The 24150-nt window shown below is 42.0% G+C and carries 22 protein-coding genes and 1 pseudogene; 17 read left to right on the forward strand and 6 right to left on the reverse strand.

The genetic code is table 11. The features are described 5' to 3' along the window. Nucleotides 1-24: 24 nt before the first annotated feature. Both metK and LC653_RS22485 read right to left on the reverse strand, forming a co-directional pair. A complete protein-coding gene (gene metK, locus LC653_RS22480; RefSeq protein WP_229496960.1) occupies nucleotides 25-1299 on the reverse strand; it encodes a methionine adenosyltransferase in 1275 nt (424 codons plus the stop codon). Nucleotides 1300-1725: 426 nt separating this feature from the next. After that, nucleotides 1726-2730, reverse strand: coding sequence for a phosphoribulokinase (locus LC653_RS22485; RefSeq protein ID WP_229460473.1), 1005 nt, complete (start codon nucleotides 2728-2730; stop codon nucleotides 1726-1728). 416 nt (nucleotides 2731-3146) lie between these two features. On the opposite strand from LC653_RS22485, the gene LC653_RS47430 reads away from it, so the two are divergent. The 11 genes and pseudogenes from LC653_RS47430 (at nucleotide 3147) to LC653_RS22535 (ending at nucleotide 14756) form a co-directional block, all read left to right on the forward strand. Further along, nucleotides 3147-3275: a helix-turn-helix domain-containing protein gene (locus LC653_RS47430; RefSeq protein ID WP_372478208.1), complete on the forward strand. Its 129-nt coding sequence runs from the start codon at nucleotides 3147-3149 to the stop codon at nucleotides 3273-3275. A gap of 655 nt (nucleotides 3276-3930) precedes the next feature. After that, the gene (gene cpcD/petH / locus LC653_RS22490) at nucleotides 3931-5244 is read left to right on the forward strand and encodes a bifunctional rod-capping linker CpcD/ferredoxin--NADP reductase PetH (RefSeq protein ID WP_229496961.1); all 1314 of its coding nucleotides are present in this window, start codon (nucleotides 3931-3933) and stop codon (nucleotides 5242-5244) included. Nucleotides 5245-5405: 161 nt separating this feature from the next. Then, nucleotides 5406-6692: a homoserine dehydrogenase gene (locus LC653_RS22495; RefSeq protein WP_229496984.1), complete on the forward strand. Its 1287-nt coding sequence runs from the start codon at nucleotides 5406-5408 to the stop codon at nucleotides 6690-6692. 92 nt (nucleotides 6693-6784) lie between these two features. Continuing rightward, nucleotides 6785-7009: pseudogene (locus LC653_RS22500) on the forward strand (Uma2 family endonuclease); the annotation flags it as partial. A gap of 470 nt (nucleotides 7010-7479) precedes the next feature. After that, nucleotides 7480-8040: an SGNH/GDSL hydrolase family protein gene (locus LC653_RS22505; protein ID WP_267923153.1), complete on the forward strand. Its 561-nt coding sequence runs from the start codon at nucleotides 7480-7482 to the stop codon at nucleotides 8038-8040. Nucleotides 8041-8065: 25 nt separating this feature from the next. Beyond that, entirely contained in the window at nucleotides 8066-9067 is a 1002-nt protein-coding gene (locus tag LC653_RS22510) for an NAD-dependent epimerase/dehydratase family protein (RefSeq protein WP_229496963.1), read from the forward strand. Between the two features lie 201 nt (nucleotides 9068-9268). Then, entirely contained in the window at nucleotides 9269-10054 is a 786-nt protein-coding gene (locus tag LC653_RS22515) for a Uma2 family endonuclease (protein WP_229496964.1), read from the forward strand. A gap of 17 nt (nucleotides 10055-10071) precedes the next feature. Next, nucleotides 10072-10224: a hypothetical protein gene (locus LC653_RS22520; RefSeq protein ID WP_229483169.1), complete on the forward strand. Its 153-nt coding sequence runs from the start codon at nucleotides 10072-10074 to the stop codon at nucleotides 10222-10224. Beyond that, nucleotides 10211-10510 (forward strand): type II toxin-antitoxin system HigB family toxin, encoded by a 300-nt coding sequence (locus tag LC653_RS22525; RefSeq protein WP_229483171.1) that lies wholly within the window; start codon nucleotides 10211-10213, stop codon nucleotides 10508-10510. Before LC653_RS22520 ends, LC653_RS22525 begins: the two co-directional genes overlap by 14 nt. Continuing rightward, on the forward strand, nucleotides 10494-10892 hold the full coding sequence (locus tag LC653_RS22530) for a helix-turn-helix domain-containing protein (protein WP_229496965.1): 399 nt from the start codon (nucleotides 10494-10496) through the stop codon (nucleotides 10890-10892). The genes LC653_RS22525 and LC653_RS22530 overlap by 17 nt, the downstream gene beginning before the upstream one ends. Nucleotides 10893-11969: 1077 nt before the next feature. After that, on the forward strand, nucleotides 11970-14756 hold the full coding sequence (locus tag LC653_RS22535) for a GUN4 domain-containing protein (protein WP_229496966.1): 2787 nt from the start codon (nucleotides 11970-11972) through the stop codon (nucleotides 14754-14756). Nucleotides 14757-14822: 66 nt separating this feature from the next. On the opposite strand, the gene LC653_RS22540 is transcribed toward LC653_RS22535, so the two are convergent. After that, a complete protein-coding gene (locus tag LC653_RS22540) occupies nucleotides 14823-15593 on the reverse strand; it encodes a transposase (RefSeq protein WP_229496967.1) in 771 nt (256 codons plus the stop codon). Between the two features lie 201 nt (nucleotides 15594-15794). Here LC653_RS22540 and LC653_RS22545 point away from each other — a divergent pair, with 201 nt between their 5' ends. The 3 genes from LC653_RS22545 to LC653_RS22555 all read left to right on the forward strand — a co-directional run bounded on the left by LC653_RS22545 (nucleotide 15795) and on the right by LC653_RS22555 (nucleotide 17545). Next, entirely contained in the window at nucleotides 15795-16046 is a 252-nt protein-coding gene (locus LC653_RS22545) for a UPF0175 family protein (RefSeq protein ID WP_229496968.1), read from the forward strand. A gap of 166 nt (nucleotides 16047-16212) precedes the next feature. Then, the gene (locus tag LC653_RS46315) at nucleotides 16213-16647 is read left to right on the forward strand and encodes a PIN domain-containing protein (protein ID WP_504828432.1); all 435 of its coding nucleotides are present in this window, start codon (nucleotides 16213-16215) and stop codon (nucleotides 16645-16647) included. A gap of 175 nt (nucleotides 16648-16822) precedes the next feature. Beyond that, nucleotides 16823-17545 (forward strand): Uma2 family endonuclease, encoded by a 723-nt coding sequence (locus LC653_RS22555; protein ID WP_229496970.1) that lies wholly within the window; start codon nucleotides 16823-16825, stop codon nucleotides 17543-17545. A gap of 6 nt (nucleotides 17546-17551) precedes the next feature. On the opposite strand, the gene LC653_RS22560 is transcribed toward LC653_RS22555, so the two are convergent. From LC653_RS22560 to LC653_RS22570, 3 genes are all read right to left on the reverse strand, one after another. Further along, nucleotides 17552-18682, reverse strand: a complete 1131-nt coding sequence (locus LC653_RS22560; protein WP_229496971.1) for a CO2 hydration protein — start codon at nucleotides 18680-18682, stop codon at nucleotides 17552-17554. A 251-nt stretch (nucleotides 18683-18933) separates the two neighbouring features. Next, nucleotides 18934-20436, reverse strand: coding sequence for an NADH-quinone oxidoreductase subunit M (locus tag LC653_RS22565; protein ID WP_229496972.1), 1503 nt, complete (start codon nucleotides 20434-20436; stop codon nucleotides 18934-18936). Between the two features lie 119 nt (nucleotides 20437-20555). Further along, entirely contained in the window at nucleotides 20556-22412 is a 1857-nt protein-coding gene (locus tag LC653_RS22570) for an NAD(P)H-quinone oxidoreductase subunit F (RefSeq protein ID WP_229496973.1), read from the reverse strand. Between the two features lie 660 nt (nucleotides 22413-23072). Between LC653_RS22570 and LC653_RS22575 the strand changes: the two genes are divergently transcribed. The 3 genes from LC653_RS22575 to ccmL all read left to right on the forward strand — a co-directional run bounded on the left by LC653_RS22575 (nucleotide 23073) and on the right by ccmL (nucleotide 24131). Continuing rightward, nucleotides 23073-23381, forward strand: coding sequence for a carbon dioxide-concentrating mechanism protein CcmK (locus LC653_RS22575; protein WP_190891121.1), 309 nt, complete (start codon nucleotides 23073-23075; stop codon nucleotides 23379-23381). Between the two features lie 95 nt (nucleotides 23382-23476). Then, a complete protein-coding gene (locus LC653_RS22580) occupies nucleotides 23477-23821 on the forward strand; it encodes a carbon dioxide-concentrating mechanism protein CcmK (RefSeq protein WP_039748664.1) in 345 nt (114 codons plus the stop codon). Nucleotides 23822-23828: 7 nt separating this feature from the next. Continuing rightward, nucleotides 23829-24131 (forward strand): beta-carboxysome shell vertex protein CcmL, encoded by a 303-nt coding sequence (ccmL, locus tag LC653_RS22585; protein WP_109011817.1) that lies wholly within the window; start codon nucleotides 23829-23831, stop codon nucleotides 24129-24131. The last annotated feature ends 19 nt before the right edge of the window (nucleotides 24132-24150 follow it).

The raw sequence follows: 24150 nt of genomic DNA on the forward strand, positions 1-24150 counted from the left end.
AAGTTTTTGCAGTAGCGTATAAGTCTAAGTTAGTGCCTGAGCGACTACTGCCGAAAGTGACTCGTTTGCTGCTTGCTTCAACAATTCGGCTTTATCGGTCTGTTCCCAAGGCAAGTCTAAATCAGCCCGCCCAAAATGACCGTAAGCCGCGACGTCCTGATAAAAACGTCCGCCTCGTTCACTTGGTAAGTTACGTAAGTTGAAGGTATGGATAATCCCTGCTGGACGGAGTTCAAAGTGCTGGTTGATTAATTCCAGTAAGGTTTCTTCCTCCACTTTACCGGTGCCAAAGGTATCCACTAGGATACTTGTTGGTCGCGCTACGCCAATAGCATAGGATAGCTGAATTTCAACTTTTTCTGCCAACCCAGCAGCGACAATATTTTTCGCCACATAACGAGCCGCATAAGCAGCAGAGCGGTCTACCTTCGTGGGATCTTTACCGGAAAAAGCGCCGCCACCATGCCGTGAATAACCACCGTAGGTGTCAACAATTATTTTCCGTCCTGTCAGACCAGAGTCTCCCTGAGGGCCACCAACGACAAATTTGCCAGTGGGGTTGACTAAAAAACGTGTTTCCTGATTAGGCTTAATTTCAATGTCGCCAAAAACAGGTTCAACCACTGCTAACCAGAGGTCTTGTTTAATTTTGGCTTGTACAGCCGCCTCATCCGTGATTTCCCCAATACTGGCTGTATGCTGGGTGGAAATTAGAATAGTATCAATACCTACTGGGCGTCCATCTTCGTAGACCACAGTTACTTGGGTTTTACCGTCAGGGCGCAGGTATGACAGTTCACCTGTTTTGCGGACTGCTGCCAATCGGCGAGCAATACGGTGGGCGAGACTGATGGGTAAGGGCATCAGTTCTGGTGTTTCGTTGCTGGCAAAACCGAACATTATACCTTGATCGCCCGCGCCAATTTTGTCAAATTGTTCATCACTATCTTGTTCGCGGGTTTCTTGGGCGGTATTAACGCCTTGGGCGATATCGGGTGATTGTTCGTCTAAAGCTAGCAGAACACTGGTGCTGTTAGCAGAAAAGCCATTATCAGCATTGGTATAGCCAATTTCGGCAATTTTTTTGCGGGCAAGATTGACGAAATTTACATTGGCTTTGGTGGTTATTTCGCCAGTGATTAGCACCAAACCAGTATTAACTACTACTTCAGCAGCGACACGGCTGCTGGGGTCTTGTGTCAGTAGGGCATCCAGAATGGTATCAGAAATCTGATCGCAGATTTTATCTGGATGACCTTCGGTGACTGACTCGGAGGTAAATAAATATCGACGAGACAAAGGAAATTCCTCCTGACTTGAGTTTTTTAGCTGACTAAATGTGAGTATTTAGTTCAACTACCTAAATTTAACGTGAGTTCGACGAACCTTTCCCTGACCTGAACTTTAGTTCAAGTCTGTCCCTCTCACCCATCGGAGAGGGAGGGTTTTGCGTAGTAAAACCTCTTAGAGGTCTTTTGATTCACCTCGTTAGGCGAACACCACACAAGCCGTTGAACTTACATTAATTTATGAAATCATAACAATATTTATACTTCAGTAGTTAGTATCTTCTGAATATTGATAAAAACCACTAGCTATAGGGTAAGTATCTATAAAAAAGATAAATCTATGCTAATTATTTTGTGGGTAAAATGTATTTAATAACACAAAAAAAAGGGACACCCAGCAGCGCCCCTATAAACTTTGACACAAACACTGCTGTTTTTAAACCTGAACCGCTAACTTTGCTTCCGTAGCTGTCAACCGCTCATAGGCAGCACGCATTTTCAAACCTGTAAGCACTTGGAAGAAACCAGTACCATTATTGGAACCTGGATACTCGCGGTGTTGGAGTAACAAGTGAGTCAATTCACCCTGATATTTAGTAGATGTATTGCTGAGATGGGTTTCGATATAAATTACTTCTTCCAAGTTGTCAAATTGACCATCTACCTCTAGTACTGAGACATAGCGGCCGTAGTAAACATCTGAACCGTAGTACAGTTGCATACCAGGATAAGAACACGTCAGCTTGCGTCCACAAGGAGTCCAATTGATTGTTGACCCTTCATCAAATAGGTAGGTTGGATCAAAGCCTTCCTTACCTTCACGCTGGAGCATACGTACCCGCAGGACTCTGCGCTCCGTGTCGTTTTTGATCAAGTTCGTGGGTAATACTTGGAGAACCACATCGGCAAATTCTCTTTGTGGTTCGATAAACTTATCAAAGTCAGGTTTGCGGGAATTGATTTGCGCTAAGACATCTTCGTAGCGATGACCGCGTTCAGCCATATCTCGCTGGATTTTCCAGGCAATCTTGACTTCATCACTAATGTCAAAATATACACTGAAGTCGATTAGCGATCGCACCCGCTCATCATATAAAGGATGCAGCCCTTCAACAACTATAATGTGATTCGGCTCTATCCGCTCTGGCGGATCAATTAAGCCAGTTTCGTGGTTATAAATCGGCTTATCAATCGCTTGACCACTTTTGAGCGCTTTAATTTGCTCATACATTAAGTCAAAATTGTTTGCCCTGGGGTCTAGTGCCGTTATCCCCGTTTCTTTACGCTGTTTGCGATCCAGGGAATGATAGTCATCCAAGCAAATGACTGTCATTAAATCTTCACCAAACAAATCTATTAAACGACGCAAAAACGTAGATTTCCCGCACCCAGAGTCTCCGGCTACTCCAATTAGTACCACGCGTTCCGGCTTATTTGTCATAAATCTCCTCTAAAATACTAAAATTGTCTCAATATTTTTTCACACAGCAGATTCTGAAGCCAGGAGTTTACCCCTTTGGTTTATCCTGCGTTCTTGCTACCTAGCACATCTATAAGACACCAAGCAAGTAGGCAACAAAAGTAATTAAGTTGCTACTCGTCGGACTAGCCTGAATGTTGGTGCCGGTAAGTATTTAATCCTAGTGGTATATTTGATTTTAACAGAAGGGGGTATCCCATACAAGATTGCTCTCAAGAAGAATTAGGGTGGTTCATGAATCATTTTTTTGTTGATTTAGTTGTTAATTTAAAAATGGGGATCAGCACCGCCCATCAGCGTTGCGCCTTTATCAGTCCGCTACTTGTGACTATAAACAAGACAAAATGGTATAATTTATTATTGCCGCGAATTTTTTGATGTTCCTAAATTGTAATTCCTGCTCGACAATACTTAATATATTCAAAGCAAAAATCTATCCAACGAATGAGCAAAGAACTTGCATTAGTCAAATTATTGGCTGTAAATTTATAGATATGCCCAGATAGAAGCGTTGACGTTATGGCCAAGTACTGATAGGGGTTGACAGATTTTTCACATCAAGTGAAACTGATTACAGTTGCTAGAATCACCATTCTCTATGTCGTTATCTTTGTAGCTTGAGTTGTCAGAGTCATGTCATTATCCATAGACAGGTCATGAATATAGCTAACAATATTCCGAGATAGTAGATTTAAAGAAGTAAAACCAATCGGAAAAAAACCTTCCGGAATTGACGTTTCCGATTTAAACCCTTGGAGTAGGCAAGCGCAACCGCAATTTTTGGAAGTCAACTGAGCAGTAGCTTCCACTAATCGAAGCAAGGTTCCTACAATATCTGCCCCTTTAAGTTGCTTGTTGGGTAATAAGGTAAAAAACTATCTCCCTGATGGGGGTGGCAGTTAGCGAAAAAAAGATTAAATTGACTCATTATTAACATTCTCCACAAGACTTATCCTTTACCTTAGAAGGTGAACAGGTGTGTTTTTTGCTATGCCTGCATGTCTTTGGTGAGTGTACTTAGCAAGGCATTAATTTAATGATGCCGTTTTTCCTTCATGGCCAGTTTTGTGAAACGAAAATCCGGTAAACTAAAGCTGGCAAGGTAGGGGAATAGTTTTTTTTTGAAAAACGGTTAAGTAAATTATCGGAGTGGTAGAACGAATGTACAATCAAGGTGCTGTTGAGGGTGCTGCCAACACAGAATTAGGTAGCCGCATCTTCCTTTATGAAGTGGTGGGTTTGCGTCAGAGTGAAGAAACTGATCAAACTAACTACCCAATTCGGAAAAGTGGCAGTGTGTTCATCAGAGTGCCTTACAACCGCATGAATCAAGAAATGCGACGTATCACTCGTCTAGGCGGCACAATTGTTAGCATCCAACCTGTAACTGCGCTACAGCCAGTTAATGGTAAAGCCTCACTTGGGAATGCTACAAGCGTTGTCAGCAAGTTAGCTACATCTGGGGAAACTGCTAACAGTGAAGGGAATGGTAAAGCCACACCTGTGAATGCTCATAGTGCTGAAGAACAGAACAAGGACAAGAAAGGCAACACCATGACTCAAGCGAAAGCCAAAAAAGACCACGGTGACGTTCCTGTTAACACTTACCGTCCCAATGCTCCGTTTATTGGCAAGGTAATATCTAATGAACCGCTAGTCAAAGAAGGCGGTATTGGTATTGTTCAACACCTTAAATTTGACCTATCTGGCAGTGATTTAAAGTATATAGAAGGTCAAAGTATTGGGATTATTCCGCCAGGATTGGACAAGAACGGCAAGCCGGAAAAACTCAGACTATATTCTATCGCCTCAACTCGTCATGGCGATGATGTGGATGACAAGACAGTATCACTGTGCGTCCGTCAATTGGAGTATAAGCACCCAGAAACTAGCGAAACAGTCTACGGGGTTTGCTCTACCCACCTGTGTTTCCTCAAGCCAGGGGAAGAGGTAAAAATTACCGGGCCTGTGGGTAAGGAAATGTTGTTACCCAATGACCCTGATGCTAATGTCATCATGATGGCAACCGGAACAGGTATTGCGCCGATGCGGGCTTATCTGTGGCGTCAGTTTAAAGATGCGGAAAGAGCAGCTAACCCAGAATACGAATTTAAAGGATTCTCTTGGCTAATATTTGGCGTACCAACAACTCCAAACCTCTTATATAAGGAAGAACTGGAAGAAATTCAACAAAAATATCCTGATAACTTCCGCCTCACTGCTGCCATCAGCCGCGAACAAAAAAATCCCCAAGGCGGTAGAATGTATATTCAAGACCGCGTAGCAGAACATGCTGATGAATTGTGGCAGTTGATTAAAAATGAAAAAACCCACACCTACATCTGCGGTTTGCGCGGTATGGAAGAAGGTATTGATGCAGCCTTAACTGCTGCTGCTGCTAAGGAAGACGTAACCTGGAGTGATTACCAGAAGCAACTCAAGAAAGCCGGTCGCTGGCACGTAGAAACTTACTAATTTAGTCATTGGTCATTAGTCATTAGTCATTAGTTTTAGACAGAGGACGAAGGACAAAGGACAAATGACAAATGACAAAATGACAAAGGAAGCGGGATAATCAGTAGGTAGGGCAAACGCTCTACCTACAATTGTTATTGGTGAAATTGGGTGCAAAAATTGTGGGTGTGAAACTAGGAATACTGGGATTAGGCACCGTGGGAACGGGAACAGTGCAGTTGTTGCAAGATAGCGCTGGGCGTCACCCATTGTTGCAAGAGATAGAAATCTATCGGGTGGGAGTGCGATCGCTCGATAAACCCCGTGTAGTAGAATTGTCTACGGAAGTCTTAAATACAGATTTAGAATCAATTGTCAATGATCCGGCGGTAGATATAGTTGTCGAGGTGATGGGGGGACTGGAACCGGCGCGATCGCTCATCCTCAAAGCCTTAAGTAATGGTAAGCATGTAGTCACTGCCAATAAAGCAGCGATCGCTCGCTTTGGGGCGGAAATTTTCACGACTGCTAATCAAGCTGGCGTATACGTCATGCTAGAAGCTGCTGTGGGTGGTGGAATTCCAGTGATTCAACCCTTGAAGCAGTCTTTAAGTGTTAACCGTATTCATACGGTAACTGGTATTGTAAACGGTACAACTAACTACATCCTGACACGGATGCAAACAGAAGGCAGCAACTTTAATGATGTCTTAGCTGATGCCCAGCGCTTGGGTTATGCTGAGGCTGACCCCACAGCCGATGTTGATGGCTTAGACGCAGCAGATAAAATTGCCATTCTGGCATCATTAGGCTTTGGTGGACGCATCAACCTACAAGATGTTTATACTGAGGGCATTCGGCAAGTCAGCAAAACAGATATTGCCTACGCCGAGAAATTGGGATTTGTGATTAAATTGTTAGCGATCGCTAAACGTGATACTCCCTCATCTCCTCTCTCTGTAAGAGTTCATCCCACATTAGTGCCTCAAGCCCACCCTTTGGCTAGCATCAACGGCGTTTACAACGCCATTCTTGTGGAAGGAGAACCCATCGGCCAGGTAATGTTTTTCGGCCCCGGTGCTGGTGCTGGTGCAACCGCCAGTGCTGTAACATCAGATATTTTAAATCTAGTTGCTGTCCTCAAAACTAATACAGCAGTTGCAAATCCCTTATTAACTTGTGGACATCAGGAATACTGCCAAATTGCACCGATGGCAGAATTGATAACTCGGTTTTACGCCCGTTTCCTCACCAATGACCAACCGGGAGTTATCGGTAAATTGGGGACTTGCTTTGGTAACTATGGTGTTAGCTTAGAATCAATTGTCCAAACTGGCTTTCAAGGGGAACTAGCAGAGATTGTAGTTGTTACCCATGATGTACGGGAAGGCAACTTTCGGCAAGCTCTGGCAGAAATTCGGGATTTGTCCGCGATCGAAAGCATTCCCAGCTTACTGCGTGTACTTTGAGATTAGTCAGGAGTGAGGCTCCTCATAGCTCTATAATTCACTATCTCTACAAAACTCTTTTTTCATTTTGAATTTTGAATTTTGAATTGCTTATGACCTCTGCAATCGGCCCATCCACCGCCCTCACTCCTTTCCCCGATCATACGCAGCTACCAGAGTCAGATGGTACTTTCGTGAAAAATTGGCAAGAGCATCCCCAAAGGATTTTACTCACTGAGTCTATTACACCTGTCCTTAAACAATTACATCATGAAGGCCAATATTGTATAGGTCAGGACTTAGGTATTTACTGGCGCTTGACAAGCTCTACCAAAAAAATATAACACTTGCGTAACTCCTTAACATGTTTTCAAAATCATGCATGTCAGGTTACTACGCCATCGTTTAGTCATTCGCTCACGAACGAGGTACTATCTAGAAATTTCAGCATAAGCCTTGTGAGCTTTTTCACAACAACCCGCACTTTTAAAACACCCTTTTAACGAAACTGGGTTCTTTGAGCTTCCAATTCACATAAGCCGTATCATTTTTGGGAAATTCATGGTAAGATACACTCACAAAATTTAAGTTAACATAGGAACCCCATTTGATTTCTGAACTTACTTGCTAGGCAAATAATAAGCAAAAAGCAACGGAAAACGGGAAACAAGGCTATTTGAATCGTACTGATTTTTTTTCAAAAATCAAATATGAGTTCTATAGATAATTAATTAACATCAGTCAAATCCTTCCCGTTTTGCATATTTCTATTGATTAATTAGTTAGTTCTAAAATAGTCGAATATGCAATGATTTACAATCTTCTTCTATGTCTTGGTGACAGCCTAACTTGTGGTGCAAGAGACAGATATATGCGGAATTATCCGTTAGAACTTGCCAAAGAATTATCAGAAATTACATCCGAAGAATGGTATTGCATTACAGAAGCCGTTAATGGAAGAACATCATCTGAACTAGCTAGTTCAGCTTATTCTATTGTTAATAAATATCCAGATGTTTATGGAGTCATACTTCTAATCGGAACCAACGATAGCCGCAATAAATTTCCAGTAGAAGTTTATATTGATAACGTTAAGCAAATAATTCGCGTCTGTCGGATTTTACGCAAGAAAGTATATCTCTTATCTATACCCCCTTTTTTCTACCATAGACATTTTTTATGGTATGACAAGCAAGCAAGATTACTAATTGATGAATACAATGAAAAACTGACTGAAATAGAAAATATTGTATTTATTGATTTAAGCAAACACATAGAAGAAAACGACCTTATAGATGGCGTTCATTTCACGCACGAAGCCAATATTAAAATAGCTAAATTTTTAGCTAAATCACTTTTAAGTACATAAAATCATGAAATACTAAATCTAGAGTATGTCAAATATTGAAGGACTTTCAATAGATAGACTAGACTTATCTGGTGCCAAAGCTTTAGTGACAGGAGGAGCTGGATTTATTGGCTCCCACTTAGTCGATTGCTTAATAAAAATAGGTTGCCAAGTTAGAATTTTTGATAATCTCTCTAGTGGCAGTATAGATAATATTAATAATCAAGCTGAGTTTTTACAAGGTGACATACGTAATCAAGAAGAGATCAAGCGTGCTGTAGCGGGAGTTGATTTTGTATTTCATCAAGCAGCTCAGATTAATCCTGCAAAAGCCGTTGAAGATCCGATGTTTGATTTTGAGGTAAATGCACAAGGAACATTGCATTTACTTATGGCAGCACGCCAAGCTGGAGTCAAAAAAATCTTGCTAGCCTCTACAAATCTATACGGCGATGCTACTTATCCAAATCCTCAGGTTGCTGAGTATGTTCCAATTCTAGGAATGGCTAATTCCTTACTGTCTCCTTATGCAGCTAGTAAAGCATCCGCAGAAGCTTATTTTAAAGTATTTAATGATGAGTTTAATTTACCAACAGTTAGATTAAGATATGCGAATGTCTATGGCCCAAGACAAAAGTCTAAAGGAGGTTCTGGAGTACTGGCAATATTTACAGAACGTGCTTTGCAAAATCAGCCACTAAGTATCTTTGGTTCAGGCAATCAATCTCGTGACTTTGTTTATGTAGCAGATGTTGTTAGAGCTAATATTCAAGCAGCATTATCCAATCAAGCTAACGGACAAATTTTTAACATAGGTTCAGGCAAAGATACAACAGTAATAAAATTAGCGCAAAAAATAATTTCCTTAACTAATTCGCAGAGTTTAATTGAATATTTGCCTGCAAGAGTAGCTGATTTTGAACATGTAAATATAGATATTAAGCAGGCTAAGGATTTAATAGGATGGCAACCTTTAACATCTCTTGATTCAGGATTAACTAATTATATTGAGTGGCTAGTAAATCTTGCGGGGCACAAAATGGTCTAGAGTGTAGAGGGAATAAGCTTCCTCGTTCTCTCTCTTTGCTGATATTACTTGGAGAGTGATTTTTTTCAGGCGATGTGTCCTATGTTCGCTACGTTCAGCTAAACTCACACTATCTATATATTCAGATGTCTGACGATAAGTTGCTTTAAGTCTACACTTGCTAAACTAAAAAACAACCCTTACTCCTGCAAAGGTAGTCTTATGACCTCTGCAACCGACCCATCCACCGCCCTCACTCCTTTCCCCGACCATACGGAGCTACCAGAGTCTGATGGTACTTTTGTGAAAAATTGGCAAGAGCATCCCCAAAGCATCTTACTCACTGACTCGATTACACCTGTTCTGAAACAATTACATCCTGAAGGCCAATATTGTATAGGTCAGGACTTAGGTATTTACTGGCGCTTAACAGACCCGCCAGAACGAGGCGCAGAAGCACCAGATTGGTTTTATGTAGGAAATGTACCGCCCTTGCTTGATGGACAAACGCGGAGGTCTTATGTACTCTGGCGAGAATTTATTGCCCCTTTGATTGCCTTGGAATTTGTCTCTGGGGATGGTAGTGAAGAACGAGATAAAACCCCTTGGCAGGGCAAATTTTGGATTTATGAGCAAGTAATTCACCCGGCTTATTATGGCATTTATGAAGTGAAGAAAGCCAGTGTAGAAGTTTATAAATTAATCGGTGGACAATATCAGTTATTAGCAACAAATGAGCGCGGACATTATCCTATTACCCCCTTGGGAGTTGAGTTAGGCTTATGGCATGGAGTTTATCAAAACGCCCAATTGCCCTGGTTGCGTTGGTGGGATTTGCAGGGTAATTTGTTGTTGACTGGCTCAGAAAGAGCTGAACAGGAATCTCAACGGGCTGAACAGGAATCCCAACGGGCTGAACAGGAATCCCAACGGGCTGAACAGGAAAGACAAAGAGCCGATCGCCTAATTGCTCAATTGCGATCGCTCGGTGTTGAACCAGAAGCCTAAGTCTTTGGCTGATTTGTATGAGAAAAACCCCTATTGATTTGTATCGTATGGGAAATGCGACTTCTTCGAGAATAGATAATATTCGTTTACAAGATATTGAAACTTACGAAGAAGATGGTGATATGTGGGTTATTGCAGTAATCAGAGTAAAATTAAATGCACGTTATTAGTCGCAGAATTCTACGGGAATTTTGTGAGGCACACGCAGATGCAAGGGAAGCACTTTATGATTGGTATAGGATAGCAACTAAAGCTGAATGGAAAAATCTGCTTGAAGTTCAGGCTATTTATCCAAAAGCAGAAGCAGTTGGTAACTTCACCGTGTTTAATATTAAAGGAAACAACTACCGTTTGATTGCTGATATTGTTTACAAAACTCAAAGAATCTATATTAAATATGTCCTAACTCACGCTGAATATGATAAGGATAAATGGAAAAATGACCCGTATTTTTAATTCAGAATCTTATGGTAAATTGCTAGCCGAGTATCAGCCAAAAATAATTACCACGGAAGCAGAAAACGAACAAGCGATCGCACTCGCATTAACCTTAGAACATCGTCCCAATCGTACACCAGAAGAAGAGATGTTGTTGCAACTGTTGGTGACATTAATTGAGCAGTTTGAAGAAACCCATTACCCAATCCTCCAAGGTACACCCAATTCGATGTTAGTGCATCTGATGGACGCACGCGATACTACAACTGAAGCATTAGCTGAGGTAATTGGTTCATTGGAAATTGCCTTGCAAATTGTTAATGGCGATCGCACCATTAGTAAAACTCAAGCAGAAGCGTTGGCGGACTATTTTAATGTAGATATCAGTTTATTTACTTAGCTTATCTTCCATAACAACGCTCTTAAAACCAGCGCTTGGTATTGAGCCGGAAATTTAATATTTTGGTATAACGCTCTTAAAACCAGTAACTACGCAAATATATTTTTATACTTTTAAAAATATATTTCTAAATATTTTTACATAGATTAAGCATAAGAATCAAGGCGATCGCAGGGAATCTTCATGAGCGAAGCGAGATAAAGGCGCACCGAGCTTCGCAAAAATTAAATAGGAGTTCGATATTGCAATCAAGCGAGAAGCGCGATATTAAATTCGGGTAGTCGTTTATTGAATTCGGGTAGTCGTTTATTGAATTCGGGTAGTCGTTTATTGAATTCGGGTAGTCGTTTATTGAATTCGGGCAGTCGTTTATTGAATTCGGGTGATCGTTTATTGAATTCGGGCGATCGTTTATTGAATTCGGGCGATCGTTTATTGAATTCAGGCAATCGTTTATTGAATTCGGGCGCCAGTGCGGAAGCCTAAGCAAGAGGTTGTTACTTGATAAAGACAAGACATTTGGGTTTTTTTGACACTCTCCCGAATTCAACTCGGGAGATTCTTAGGTTTTGTGGCAATACGCTTGGTGTTAGAGCCAAAAACCTTAACCTGCGTAGGTTGGGGAGCCACTGCGCCCTTGCGGTTTCCCGACTTGAAGCAAGTGGCGTTTGAGGAACGAAACCCAACATTTTTCGGGGTTTGTTGGGTAACACTAAAGTTCAATCCAACCTACAATTATTCTTAACCCAAGCGTATTGGGTTAAGTGGTGAACCAATCGATAAATATTATATTGGCTCTCTTTTGGGCGATCGGCGTTGAACCAGAAGCCTAGTATCTGATTAAAATTTGCTTAAATCATTCATTAAGTATTTTTTCGTAAGTAGCGATCGCTTATACTCCTAACAGCAGGTTTTACCCCACAAGCGATCAATGGTACGAGACCTACAAGACCAGAACACGCTTTTGAACCTTGAGGGCTTTTGGAAAATCTTAAATTCAAAGCTTATCAGTTTAGGAATACCTGCGGTCTTAATTAACATAATATTAAGTTATTAAGTCAAGTTTCATTAATTACTATGACTCAAAGCCAAGATAATCAACCCGCTTGGTGGGAATCGGTACAAAAGATTTTAGATAACAAATTAGTCGGGTGGGGTGTACCGGGTATTTTTATTGCTATTGCTGCTGATCATGCCAAAAATGCCCGATGGAAAGAGTTTGCTATCTTTTTAGGAATCACCGTTCTTGTTTTTATCATCATCAGAATTGGGAATAAACTCCTTCCCTATTTCGATAAATTTTTGGACTGGATACTTACTACTCAAATTCCAAAATGGTGGACAACAGTTACAGATCGGTTTGGGGCAGAGTATCTTGCCCGACAAATAGCTGAATGTAAAGAATACCAGGGGCGCGGATTTAGTGGCGAAGGACTGGATCTGGAAAATGTGTTTGTCCCCTTGGGCTTTAATTCAGAAACACCAGTTTCTAATCCTCAAGATTTGACCTCCGGTGATGAAACTGAGCCGGAGCAAAATTCGGAATCCGGGCAAACAGCAACCTCTATAACTATTACTACTCAGCAGGAAAGTGAAATTGGTAGTTTGCTGAGAAAGATTACGAAAAAAAATTCGACGTGGCGACGACTGGTAATTTTAGGAGCGCCTGGTTCAGGAAAAACCACACTTTTACGGCACATCACGCTTCTGCTTGCTCTGCGAAAACAATCAAAATTGTGTCGAGGTTTGCCTCAACTTATTCCTATTTTGTTGAGGTTGAGAGATGTGGCTCCCGCTATTGTTGCAGATGCTAACTCCTCTCTAGCTCGAGTAATCGCTAAAGCGATGGGAGATGAATCAACAAAAACTCAGCAGTGGTTTATAAAACAGCTTAAAGACGCCAAGTGTTTGGTAATGTTAGATGGACTCGATGAAGTTGCGGACGATGAGCATCGACGGCAGGTAAGTACTTGGGTTTCTCGGCAACTCCAAAATTATGGGCATAAATTACCGTTCATTCTGACATCGCGTCCACAAGCTTACAATCAAGCTCCTCTGCTAGATACCCCAGCTTATTTTGTGCGGTCATTCACCACTCAACAGCGCAATAGCTTTCTTTTCAACTGGTATTTTAATCTAGAAAAACGTAAAAATTCTGGCGAACAATCAGAAAAACAGCTGAAGAAAATTGCCGAATCCAAAAAAAACGAGTTAGTGCGGCAAATTGATGCAGTTTCTTCACTCCGCTTGATGGCAACTAACCCGCTTTTACTGGCATTGATTATTAATACTTATAAGCAGAAAACGAGTCTTTCTCCAACCCGAACAGGACTTTACAAGCAAGTTTGTGATGTGCTTCTCCAAGGACGGCAATCTGCTTCTGGAACTATCCGATATCCACTCAAGCCAGAGCAAAAGCAAGAAGCTTTGCAGGCACTCGCATTGGAGATGACCAAACGCCAAGTACTTCAGTTTACGCTCGATGAGAGAAATCAGGACAGTAATATTTTTCTAGCAAAAGAGTTTCTTCAGGCAGAACTAGCTCAGATGGTTGAGGGGGGACAAGAGGTTAAACCAGAAGATTTTATCGAAAGAGATGATAGTGGTGTGCGAGAACTGTTGAGCGATCGCAAACAAGAAAAACTCTATGAATTTACCCATCGCACCTTTCAGGAGTATTTAACGGCGGTTGAACTCACAAAGGCAGAGCATGAGCCTTATTTATTAGAAGTTTTTACCAGAGATAACCAATATCTGGATTGGAGGAGACAAACTATTTTATTCTATGCAGGTCAAGTCAAAGTCGATAACCTGATTGATGCGGCATTAAACAACCCAACTGTAGCCACCTTAACCCTTGCTTACGAGTGTTTGCAGAACAAGCTCAGAGTTAGTCCAAAAAAAGAACAGGAACTACTGAAAAAGGTAGAAGAGGGTTTGAAGTCAGATGACCTGGAAGTTTTTAAGTTAGCAGCATCAGTGCAACTGGAAAAACGGCTAAATCACCTGAACGAAGATTGTTTTGTAGGGAGTTCAGAAAAAGAAGACCAGCCTGCGATCACCACCACAGAGACAGGTGACAAAATCTGGGCAGGACAAGTGGTAGATGATACTGAGATTACTGAGGCAGAATATCGCCTGTTTTTCTTAGAGACAACCAACAGCGACTTAACTATTGAAATCAAACCAAGTGAAATCGGCTTTGCCCAAGGAAATGCGTTTTGCGCCTGGTTGAGTCAGAGAACTAGAGAACGATTTGGTGACGCAGGAATCTGTTATAGGCGGAAAACCTCAACAGAGAAATTTCGCCTAGTCCGGTTTCGCATACCCGAAAAGTATCATCAACTCGCTTACTATCTAGCAGCAGGTATGTGGAAAGAGGCTGATGAGGAAACATTAAAAGTGATGCTGGAAGTCGCAGGAAGGGAAAAACAAGGCTATCTGGAACTAAATGACATTCGGGAATTTCCCTGTGAAGACTTGAGAATTATTGACCAACTGTGGGTCAATTACAGCAATGGAAAATTTGGGTTTAGTGTTCAGAAAAAAATATATCTCGAAGAGGGTGGAATCTTAGAAGGAAGTCGAACAAGTTCACCTTTGTTGAAGATTTTCGCCCCCTTCATAAGGATATATGCACGTTTTGGTGGTAGAGTTAGGGATGATGATGACGAAATATACGAAGCTTATTGTCGCTTCAGCGATCGCGTGGAATGGAGAGTAATGGGCAAGTGGATAGAGTGGAATGAAGTAAACTATAATACCTCTGCCTCCAAGGGACATTTACCCACTATTTTAATACCCCTTGTTACCCCATTTTTTTCGAAATCTCCGATCTCTCTTTTCTCGCGTCGAGACTTGTAAAATGTAACATATAAAGCTTTCAGAAATTTGTAAACATTTATCACAGCCTCTTTTCCCACGCAATAATCAACATTTCATAAATCCGATACCTGGCACCGTCGGCTGATAGCGATTTGCCTGAATAAATTTTTCCGCTACCTCATGCACCTCAGTAGATTCCGTCACCCTCTGGTTATCCCAAGGTAAACTCATCTGCCCAGGCGACGACTTTTTAGCCTTCCCACTCTTAATCATCGAAGGCAAAAAGCGACTTCCCCAATGATTTCGTTTCTCTGGTTTCGCTTTTGGCTTATATTTCTGACAAAATCTGCGATATCTCGCCGCGCACTCTTCCAAAGTTCGCCCCAATTGTAAAAATGCTGGATGCCATTGAGTTATGCCATCATTACTCAAACGGTCGTGAGTGCCATAATTACTAAAGTCATAGAAAAAACCCTGCTGCATTCCCGCCGCCTTTGGGTTAGCGTGAATATATCGCAGAGTATTCAACGCCCGTTGTCGATCTGTATTCGCAAAACCCGTACTGTGATATCGCTTCTCCCAAAAATGCCCTGTGCGGTTCAACATTCGGTTAAAGCACATGGCAGTATACCAGTTGAGCCAGTGCATAATTTTGGGTAATTCCTCTGGCTGTTGTGGCTCTATCAAGTAATGCACATGATTCGACATAATGCACAAAGCATAGAGTTTAAATTTATACTTATCCTCTGCCTTCTTAATGGCATAAAGGAAAACTTCACGACATTCTAACCGCGTCAGCCGAAATTCCCGGTTATTGCAACGGGTAGTAATGTGATAACAAAAGCCTGATTTAAGTTCGCGTCGAGGGCGGGGCATAAGTATTTATACCAATTCGCAATTCGCAATTCGCAATTCGCAATTAATAAACTTAGATGCCGCAGGACTTTCCTGATCTACATCTGTTACCTCATTTTGGAGAATTGGTATTAATTGCGTTAGCGTAGCGGGGCGTAGCCCATTGCGAATTGTTTTTCATATAGTGAAGTCTAGAATAGGCTTTCACACTGCATAACTTTTATGACTATTGTCACCTTAGAACTACCCGAAGAAATATTTTCTGCCCTGCGCCTGTCACCTAATGAGTTTGTCCGTGAATTGCGTTTGGCTGCGGCCATCCACTGGTATGGACGCGGTGAAATTTCTCAAGAGAAAGCAGCTAATATCGCCGATTTAAATAGAACAGATTTTCTCTTGGCTCTATCCCGTGAACAAATCGATGCCTTCATTGTTGATTTTGATGACTTACAACGGGAATTAGAACGTGGCTAAACCACCTGTAATTAATGCTTCACCTCTAATTTTTTTATCTAGAAGTAGTTTCCTAGATTTGTTGCAGTTATTGAATGAAGAATAGGACTTACGCAGAATAGATCCCCCAACCCCCTTAAAAAGGGGGCTTTTCAGCTCCCCCCCTTTTTAAGGGGGGTTAGGGGGGATCGAGGTTTCAGGTTTTCACTACGTAAGTCCTAAAGAAGTTTTAGTTCCATCAGCCGTAGCTGTTGAAATTCAGCAAAGAGGCACAGAAGACCCGACTGTTGCAGCACTTTCACAAACAAACTGGTTAATAGTTGTGGAAGCACCTTCAACTCCTGAGATTATCCAATCTTGGGATTTAGGTAAAGGCGAATCATCTGTTTTGACTTGGGCGTATACTCACCCTGGTACAGAAGCAATTATGGATGATCTTGCGGCTCGTAGATGTGCAGCAGTACTGGGGATTCTTGTACGAGGAACACTAGGTATAGTTTTGACAGCAAAGCAACGTGGCAAAATAACAATGGCACGACCAATTATAGAGAATTTACGCTCATCAGGAATGTATCTTTCTGACCGTGCGATCAATCAAGCACTGGCATTAGTTGGCGAGTAGTAAGCGATCGCCCCATCTCCCCTTCCACTGCTAAACTAAAAAACAACCCTTACTTCTGCAAAGGTAGCCTTATACCAATTCGCAATTCGCAATTCGCAATTCGCAATTAATAAACTTAGATGCCGCAGGACTTTCCTGATCTACATCTGTTACCTCATTTTGGAGAATTGGTATTATGACCTCTGCAACCGATCCATCCACCGCCCTCACACCGTTCCCAGACCATACACAGCTTCCTGAGTCTGATGGTACATTCGTGAAAAACTTTCAGGAACATCCCCAAAGCATTCTCCTAACCGACTCGATTAAACCGATATTGCAAAAACGTCATCCTGATGGGCAATACTGTATTGGTCAAGATAGCGGTATCTATTGGCGGATAACTGACCCCCCAGAAAAAGGTGCAGAAGCTCCCGACTGGTTTTATATAGGGAATGTACCGCCTACCCTGGATGGACAAACGCGCAGGTCTTATGTATTATGGCGAGAGTTTATTGCCCCATTAATTGCATTAGAATTTGTCTCTGGGGACGGTAGTGAGGAGCGAGATAAAACTCCTTGGAAGGGGAAATTTTGGATTTATGAGCAGGTAATTCGTCCTCCCTTCTACGGCATTTATGAAGTGAATAAAGCCAGCGTGGAAGTTTATGAATTAATTGGTGGACAATATCAGTTATTAACCGCAAATGAACGCGGACATTATCCCATACATCCTTTAGGAGTTGAGTTAGGGATTTGGCAGGGACAATATTATAATATGGAATTACCTTGGCTACGCTGGTGGGATTTGCAAGGTAATTTGTTGTTGACTGGTGAAGAAAGGGCGGAACTAGAACGCCAAAGGGCCGATCGCTTGACTGCTCAATTGCGATCTTTAGGCATCGAACCAGAAGTCTAATCTTACCTATTTATTCACATCGAGCAACCGCGAAGTTTCTAACCGACTCATCCACTTCTCTAAATAAACTCGATTACCTTTTTCCTCATTTGGATCTTTAGTATCCAAAGGATAAGGCATCAGTCCCAAAATCGTTGCTGTCGTTACGCAAAACATCGATTTTTGGAAACTCATGCAAATTTGTACCCGCAAATCATCTTCACCCCGAAGACTGCGACGATAAATTTCGTGCAAATACTCTGGAAGATAATGACGCATATCCTGCATCAACAAGGTGGGAGGAATACCTGCACCGCCAATAGGCAAAGGATCGGCATACAATGCGCCATATTGGAATCGCGTTTGATCTGGGGGAATTTGATATCCTTGGGCGTTGTATGAAACTGTACCGTGGAAAGGAGTTCCCCGGAAGAATACTGCTTCTACATAAGGTATTGCTGTATCTGCTAAGAAGGTCAAACCAACGCTTTTGGGAATGATTTCATAGACCTCACCTCGAATTTTGACGGCGTAGGTAATTGGGTTTGATGCATTTGCTACTAACCCTGCTTTAATGTGTTCTACAACTTGGAGAATCGATTTAATTTCACCTTGGTCGTAGCGGTCTGATAAGCTGAGGAACATATCAGCCATTACTCGCCAGAATTGACCTAAACCGGTGTAGTAAGCAGAGACGCGCAATTGTTCTGTTAAAAAATCTGGAAACAGTTGGTTAATACCCAGAATTAAGGGATTATTTTTAAACTTTGCGGTGATAACGGCTTGCGCTCTTTCTTTAAATTCATTTGTATCTAAATACGTATCTAGTCCGCCGCCACCGTGCCACATCATGCCTTTCATGCAATACTCAGCATATTCAAAATTAATTCGGTCATGCCACCAGTGACGGAGTAATTTCTGAAAAGAAACCTCTCCATTAAAGTATTTAAAAAATGGGAAAAATATTAAAAACTGATGCTCGGCAATATAGTTAAGATTTTTTGAGTAGGCATCTAAAACTACGCCATAGCTTTTAAGAATACCAACAACTTCTAGCACATTTTCTGGACTGTCGGGGACTAATGCATCTCCTTTTTGCAAACGTTCAATATACTCAGCTAAGGGATTGTGAACCGCTTTCTTTTTAATAGTTACCATTGCTATAGTAGTCCGCTTTGATTTTTGAAATTATTTGTGTAGGTAGGGAGTAGGGAATAGGGAGTAGGGAATAGGGAGTAGGGAGTAAGCCTTTTCGCGGTGTACTGATTTTTTTCAAAAATCAAATACGAGTCCTATATCTCTCCAAAAAGAATAGGAATTAGGGCATTGGGCATTGAAAAGAGGCTCCAGGGGCGGGGTGCTGCTCTTGCTTAGGGGAAAACTCTTCTCCCTTGCTTCTTCCCCATTCCCTACTCCCCATTCCCCACTTTATCCAAAGACACTGCTACTACTACGTTTTGGCTATTCACCATTGCTGTAATTGTTGGTTCAGTCCAGCGCACTAACCAACCAGGTTGAATGCCGAAAATCACAATCAGCACAGCTAAAATTGCAGCTGGGCCGCGATCGCTCCAATACACTCGTGGTAAGTTGGTAACTTGTGCAGACAAGCGTCCAAAAAAGGCGCGATTCAGGAGTATTAGGAAGTAAACCGCAGTTAAGCCTGTGCCAATCATTGATAGCAGCGTTTGCACTGGAAAAACTGGGAAACTCCCCCGAAAAACGATGAATTCGGAAATAAACCCCAGCATTCCCGGTATCCCAGCGCTGGCCATCACTCCCACAACAATCAAGCTACCAATTACAGGCATACCGCGTTCTGGGTTCAGCAGTCCTTGGAGAACTTCTAAATCCCGGCTTCCGGCTTTTTTATACACAACCCCCACCAGCAAAAACAGCATGGCGGAAATCAAGCCGTGGCTAATCATCTGCATCACAGCACCCAACACACTTAATGGTGTAGCCGCCGCCGCCGCTAAAAGTACGTAGCCCATGTGTCCAATAGAACTGTATGCCACCATTTTTTTCATATCGGTTTGAGCGATCGCACAGGATGCACCATACAGTACACTTACTACTGCCCAAGTCGCTAACCAAGGAGCCACATAAGCCCAAGCTTCTGGTAACAAGTTCATCCCAAACCGCAGTAAACCATAAGTTCCCAACTTCAACAACACTCCAGCCAACAGCACAGAAATTGGTGTGGAAGCTTCAACGTGAGCATCTGGCAACCAAGTATGGAAGGGAACCAAAGGAATTTTAATCCCAAAACCTACCAAAATTCCCCCTAGCAATAAAAGCTGTGTCGCTAGAGGTAGAGTCGTAGGGTTCAAGGTTGCTAGTGCAAAGCTAGAAGAACCACTCAGCCAAACCATGCCGAGGAAACTTGCCAAAATCAAGATTCCCGAAACGGCAGTATAAATGAGAAATTTTGTTGCAGCATAACCCCGTTTTTCCCCACCCCAAATAGCTATCAACAGATATAGCGGGATTAGTTCCAATTCGTAAAACAAGAAAAATAGCAGTAAATCCTGTGCCAGAAAAGCTCCAGTCACCCCAGCGCTCAATAATAGTATCAAAGAGTAATAAAATTTAGGACGCTGTAGGGATTCATCGCTACTGTAAATGGCAATGCAAGTTAACAGTGCATTCAAAACCAACAGTGGCAAAGATAAACCATCTATTCCCAGGTTATAGTTCAAGCCTAAGACATCTATCCAAGGGAGAGACTCGGCAAACTGTTGAGTGATTTCCCCTGGATGGAACTGAATTGCTAGTACGATTGTCCATAAGAAAGCGATACTGGCAAAGACCAAAGCCACCCCACGGGCGAATTTACCACTGATGCCAGAGGGCGAGAAACCAATTAAAGCTGCGCCGATTAACGGCACTAGAATTAAAACACTAAGCATAGATAGAAGGGGATAGGGGATAGGGGATAGGGGATAGGGAAAGAGGGAGAGTATAATAATCCCTAACTCTTAACTCTTAACTCCTGTACAGACGCGATTAATCGCGTCTCCTAACTCGCTTAAAAAGGTAATTTATCTAGTAGACCAGATGACCAGCTGATGAATAAACCCAGGACGCTGACGACCGCTAGGATGGTCAACATATAGCCCTGAGATTGCCCAGAAATGCTGTACTTTAAAGTTTGTCCGCCGAGAATTGTCGCAAACCCAACCAAGTTTACAAGACCATCGACTAAATAGCGATCGCTCCAAGCAGAAACTTTAGATAGCAGTGCGACTGCACTCACCACCGTTACGCGATAAACTCGGTCAATATAAAAATCATACCCTAACAAGTCCTGCACAAATCTCCACGCCAAGATTCTGGATCTTGACCAAGCTTTGTGTAGATGAACTGTAGACCCTACACCTACCCCCACGACGGTAGAAATAAACAACGCTAACGCTACAGACCAATTAATACTTTCCCAATCTGGTAGCAAGTACCATTGCTGTAGCATCAGAGGCACAAGCAGAGTCAAGACTGTGAGAATCACCATTGGTAAGGCCATCTGCCAACCAACTTCTGGGGTGCGACGGGTCTTTTGTTGCGGTTTCCCCCAGAAGACTAATCTAAATACTCTGGTCAAGTTCAATGCTGTCAAGCCATTGACCAATAATAAAACCCCAATCACCCAAGGGCTAATATTCACAAAACCGTCAGCCCATGCTAGCATTGCCCAAAAGCTTCCTAATGGTAGCAGTGTTACCATCCCGGCTGAACCGACAACAAAGGCAGTGGTTGTGGCTGGCATCCTTGACCACAGACCGCCCATTTCTGTTAAGTCTTGGCTTTGGGTGGTCAAAATTACTGAACCTGAACTCATGAATAATAATGCTTTAGCGATCGCATGAGTTAACAGCAACATCAAGGCTACACCCCCTTGCTGCAACCCCACCGCCAAAAACACTAAGCCCATGTATGCACTAGTGGAATGAGATAGCGATCGCTTAATGTCAATTTGAGCTATGGATACTAATGTGGCCCCAATCGCTGTCACCGTTCCCATCACTACTAATACATTCAAGGCAACTGGCGACAGGGCTAACAATGGTTGTAGTTTATACAGTAAATAAGCACCACCAGCTACTACTAGTGAGTTTCTCATTACCGAGGCGGGGTTGGGCCCTTCCATTGCCTCATCCAACCAAAGATGCAGGGGAAATTGGGCGCATTTACCAGCAGGCCCAGCAATTAACGTCAATCCTAGCAATGTTGATGTCATTGGGCTTAAATTAGCTGTTTGCGCCCACTCATATAAATCCGAAAAGTTCAAACTCCCGGCTAAGGTGGAAAGTGTCACCACAGCCATCAGCAGCAACAAGTCTCCCACCCGTTTGGTTAAAAACGCATCCCGCGCCGCCGTCACTACTAGCGGTTGAGCATACCAAAATCCCACCAGCAAGTAAGTCGAAAGCGTCAGTACTTCCAAAAGGCCATAGCTGAAAAACAAAGAATCACTGATTGCTAAAGCACTCAGCGCTGCTTCAAAAAATCCCAGCAGCGCAAAAAAACGTGCCAACGACCAGTCTTTTTCCATGTAACCCAGAGCGTAAACTTGTGCAAGTAAGCTTAACCCTGTGATTAAAACTGTTGCCCCAATACTGACTGGTGATAGTTCCAAGGCAAAAGATAAGTCTAAATCAGCAGCTTTAAACCACGTCACTAGTAACTTTTCTGGTTCTTTATCCCAGATAATGTTAAATACAACCAGGCTATGGACAAAAGCCAAAACGGTCGTCAACAAGTTTATGTATGCCGCAGGTCTTGGCCCTGTTCGCCGAATTATTCCTATTCCCCACGGCAATGTCAAAATTGCGCCTAATAAGCTATATAAAGGCACAAACCAATTTGTTGAAAATAGAAATTGATCCATTTAAATTCACCTTGACGACTCAGCCTGAATTTTAAAAAAGCTTTTATACAATTATTTATTTTACAAAATTAATTTAGTAGAAATATCAATATTTTTTTACTCTTGTTTCAACTAAATTATCATAAGTATTTTTACTTTTATTTACCCTATTAAACTTCGAGAAAATATAACTTTACATAGGTTAAAGCATTTACTTGCTTTAACCTCACCTTTGTTTTTACATTTTTATTTCTACTTTGAACAAACTACTTTATACGATATATTTGGAAAAATTATATATTTTTCACTTAGTCCTTGTACATACAGCAAAAATTGGCAGAACCTAGATACAGCATAAGATACAGCAGCTTGTCCTCCCTCCCCAGATAAAATTACCCCTGGTTATGAATGTCGTTTTGTAAATGTGATAAAGAAATTATAAAGCATAAGTGGCTCCTCTAGGAATCAGTTAACTTTAATTGCTCAGGAGGACAGATAAATTTTTGTTAAGTTTTTTAAAACTTTCTTATCATAAACTATTATAGTAATTTATATTGCCAGGAAGGCCAACTTTTCCTATGCTTAATTTGGAAGTGTTTTCTTAGCTATTAAGATCAAGCTCTCCCCGTCAAAAATTTTAAGCGACAGTACAGATTGGATTAATATTGTAGGAGTTCTGCGATGCCAATTGCAGTTGGGATGATTGAAACGAAGGGCTTTCCAGCAGTAGTGGAAGCTGCTGATGCGATGGTGAAAGCCGCCCGTGTGACTTTAGTAGGGTATGAAAAAATTGGTAGCGCTCGCGTCACCGTGATAGTTAGGGGAGATGTATCGGAAGTACAAGCTTCCGTAGCTGCTGGGGTTGAAGCGGCGAAAAGAGTAAATGGTGGTGAAGTGTTATCCACTCACATTATTGCTCGTCCTCACGAAAACCTAGAATACGTATTGCCGATACGTTACACAGAAGCTGTGGAACAGTTCCGTACCTAAAAGCTGTTTAAACAAAGTAATTAACACTCTTTACCTTTTTGAGCATCGCTTTCTTTTGTCCAGGGCTAAAAACTTTAAATAGGGATTAAAATCTAATGTCAATTGCAGTGGGAATGGTTGAAACGCTAGGCTTTCCAGCAGTAGTGGAAGCTGCTGATGCAATGGTGAAAGCTGCCCGTGTTACTCTAGTAGGCTATGAAAAAATCGGTAGTGGTCGAGTTACCGTGATTGTTCGGGGTGATGTGTCGGAAGTGCAAGCTTCCGTAGGCGCTGGTGTTGAATCAGTGAAGCGAGTCAACGGCGGACAAGTGCTGTCTACTCACATCATTGCTCGTCCTCACGAAAACTTGGAATACGTCCTACCAATTCGTTATACCGAAGATGTAGAGCAATTCCGGGAAAATGTGAATGCAATTCGTCCTTTCGGTAGAAGACCGTAATTAAAGAATGCAAGTCGCCAAAGTTCGCGGCACAGTAGTTAGCACACAAAAAGATCCAAGTCTTCGAGGTGTCAAACTACTGTTGTTACAATTAGTGGATGAAGACGGCAACATCCTGCCACAATACGAGGTAGCAGCAGATATTGTGGGAGCAGGAGTAGATGAGTGGGTACTTGTCAGTCGTGGCAGTGCCGCTCGTCAAGTTATTGGCAATGAACAGCGACCATTAGATGCAGTGGTAGTAGCGATCATAGATACTATTCACGTTGAAGATCGCCTAATTTACAGCAAAAAAGATCAATATCGATAGTCATTAGTCATTAGTCATT

Source organism: Nostoc mirabile CHAB5784, from assembly GCF_020829645.1.
GTDB classification, from domain to species: Bacteria; Cyanobacteriota; Cyanobacteriia; order Cyanobacteriales; family Nostocaceae; genus Nostoc; species Nostoc mirabile.